This window comes from Brevundimonas sp. (genome assembly GCF_052436175.1).
Classification (GTDB): domain Bacteria; phylum Pseudomonadota; class Alphaproteobacteria; order Caulobacterales; family Caulobacteraceae; genus Brevundimonas.
In genome coordinates this window covers 1-2,711 of record NZ_JBQVNM010000113.1, presented here as the reverse complement: position 1 = coordinate 2,711, position 2,711 = coordinate 1, and the positions used below count along the sequence as shown (strand labels likewise).

Genomic DNA, 2,711 nt, shown 5'->3' with positions numbered 1-2,711 from the left:
GGCGCCGGTCGCGCCCGCCGCTGCGGCGACCGGAACCTCGGCCGTCCAGATCGGCGCCTTCTCCTCAACCGCCATCGCCGACCGCGAATACGCCGCCGTCGCCGGTCGCTTCCCCCAGTTCGCGCGCGGCGCCCAGAAGCGGGTTCAGGAGGTGACGGCCGCCAACGGTTCGACCGTGTACCGCACCACCTTCTACGGCCTCAGCCGCGAGCGGGCCCAGGCCTTCTGCGCGGCCATCAAGGCCGGCGGCCGCGACTGTCTGGTGCGCTGACCCGGTGACCACGGCCGCCATCTACGGCTGTCACGGAACGGGTCTCGGCGACGAGGAACGCGCCTTCTTCGCCGAGCAGAAGCCTTGGGGTTTCATCCTCTTCCGGCGGAATGTGGAGAGCCCGGGTCAGGTTCTACGCCTGACCGACGCCCTGCGTGACGCCGTCGGATGGAACGCTCCGATCCTGGTCGATCAGGAGGGCGGTCGGGTCCAGAGACTGGGCCCGCCGCACTGGCCCAAATACCCCCCGGGCGAGGCCTATCTGAAGGCCACCAACGATCCGCTGACGGCGCGCGAACTGGCGCGGCTGGGCGGGCGGCTGATGGCGCACGACCTGAAGGCGGTGGGGATCAACGTCGATTGCGCCCCGGTGCTGGACGTCCCGGTGCCCGGCGCCCACGACATCATCGGCGACCGCGCCTATGCGAATGACCCCGCGACCGTGGCCCAGCTGGGTCGGGCCATGGCCGAGGGACTGCTGGCGGGCGGCGTCCTGCCGGTCATCAAGCACATGCCGGGTCATGGCCGCGCCTTTGGCGACACCCACAAGGAGCTGCCGACCGTCCACGCCGATCTGGAGACGCTGGACGCCTGGGATTTCGCGCCGTTCAAGGCCCTGTCGGACATGCCGATCGGGATGACGGCCCACATCGTCTTCACCGCCATCGACCGGAAACGCCCGGCGACCCAGTCGAAAAAGGCGATCAAGCTGATCCGCGAACGGCTCGGCTTCGGCGGTCTGTTGCTGTCGGACGATCTGGTCATGAACGCGCTGAGCGGGACGCTGACCGAGCGGGCGGAGACATCGCTGAAGGCCGGCTGCGATCTGGTCATCCATTGGAACGGCGATCTGCCCGAGATGCGTCAGGTGGCCGAGGGGGTTGGCAGGCTCAAGGGCGGCGCCGCGCGTCGGGCCGAGGCCGCCCTGGCCAGGATCGTCCATACCCCGGAGCCGCTGGATGTGCGCGAGGCGCGCGACCGCTTCGACGCCATGCTGGCTGGACGGCTGACGGCGGCGAAGGGGCCGGATGTCGGGGAGGCGCAAGCGCCTGACCTCGCCTCAAGTAGCGCGAAGGCGCGGTAGGCCAGAAGGATGACCGAGGCCTTCCAGCCCAATCTGGATTTCACTGCCGTCGAGGCCGCCGAGGACCGCGAGGCCTTCGTGGTGGATCAGGACGGGAATGAAGGACCGATGCACGTCTTGCTGGCTCTGGCGCGGACCCAGAAGGTCGATCTGCTGAAGCTGTCGATCACCAAGCTGGCGGAACAGTATCTGCTGTTCGTGCACGAGGCGCGGCGGCGGAATTTCTCGCTGGCGGCCGACTATCTCGTGATGGCGTCCTGGCTGGCCTATCTGAAGTCGCGCCTGCTGCTGCCGCGCACCGAGAAGGGCAAGCCGGATGAGCCGCCCGCCGAACAGATGGCGGCGGCCCTGGCCTTCCGCCTGCAGAAGCTGGAGGCCATGCGGAAGGCGGCCGACGCCCTGCTGGACCGGCCGCAGCTGAAACGCGACGTCTTCATGCGCGGCGACCCCCAGGCCACGGTCATCGTGCCCTCCGACCGGATCGACGCCAGCCTGTATGAGCTGATGTCCGCCTATGTGACCCAGAGGCGGCGGGAACAGGCGCGACACTACAATCCGGGACAGAGGGTCGAGGCCTTCGCTCTGGAGGCCGCGCGCGACTGGCTGCGCGAGGTTTTGCCGCGTCTGGAAAGCTGGACCCCGCTGGAGCGGGTGGCGCCCGAGCGCGATCCGGAAGGGGAGGGGCCCAGCCAGGCCAGCTATCTCGCCTCAACCCTTTCGGCCAGTCTGGAACTGGTCAAGGAGGGAGCCATGGATGTGAAACAGGCGGCGGCGTTCGACGACATCTGGCTGAAACGGCGCGGACTGGGCCTGCCGCTGGAACTGACCCCATGAGCCTCGATTTCACCCCCGATCAGGCCGAGATCGAGCGCCGCGTCGAGGCCCTGCTGTTCGCCGCCGCCGGGCCGCTGTCGTTGCACGAGATCGCGCGGCGCCTGCCCGAGGGCGCCGATGTGCCCGCCGCCATCACCGGGCTGCAGGCGCGCTATGAGGGGAGGGGCGTCGTGCTGGACTGCGTGGCCGACCGCTGGCGGTTCCGCACCGCCGAGGACCTCGGCTTCCTGATGACCGAGGAACGGGAGGAGCCGCGTCGCCTGTCCAAGGCCGCGCTCGAGACCCTGGCCATCATCGCCTATCACCAGCCCGTCACCCGCGCAGAGATCTAGAGCGTCCGTGGGTTGTCTATCTCCAAGGGGACCCTGGACCTGTTGCTGGTGATGGGCTTTGTGCGGCTGCGCGGACGGCGCCGGACGCCGGGTCGCCCGGTGACCTATGCGACGGCCGACCGCTTCCTCGAGCATTTCGGATTGGCGCGGCTGGATGATCTGCCGGGCGTGGCGGAGATGAAGGCGGCCG

Annotated in this window: 3 protein-coding genes and 1 pseudogene; all 4 read left to right on the top strand. The window is 69.2% G+C overall.

Annotated features, from left to right (window positions below; all coding sequences use genetic code 11):
- Positions 1-271 (top strand): SPOR domain-containing protein (locus ACT6QK_RS14950; RefSeq protein ID WP_444598612.1); only part of this gene is annotated, 271 nt, incomplete at its 5' end.
- Positions 272-275: 4 nt separating this feature from the next.
- A complete protein-coding gene (gene nagZ / locus ACT6QK_RS14945; protein ID WP_444598611.1) occupies positions 276-1,355 on the top strand; it encodes a beta-N-acetylhexosaminidase in 1,080 nt (359 codons plus the stop codon).
- 9 nt (positions 1,356-1,364) lie between these two features.
- Positions 1,365-2,189, top strand: a complete 825-nt coding sequence (locus ACT6QK_RS14940) for a segregation and condensation protein A (RefSeq protein ID WP_444598610.1) — start codon at positions 1,365-1,367, stop codon at positions 2,187-2,189.
- Positions 2,186-2,711 (top strand): annotated as a pseudogene (gene scpB, locus ACT6QK_RS14935) (SMC-Scp complex subunit ScpB); the annotation flags it as partial. The gene ACT6QK_RS14940 and the pseudogene scpB, both read left to right, overlap by 4 nt.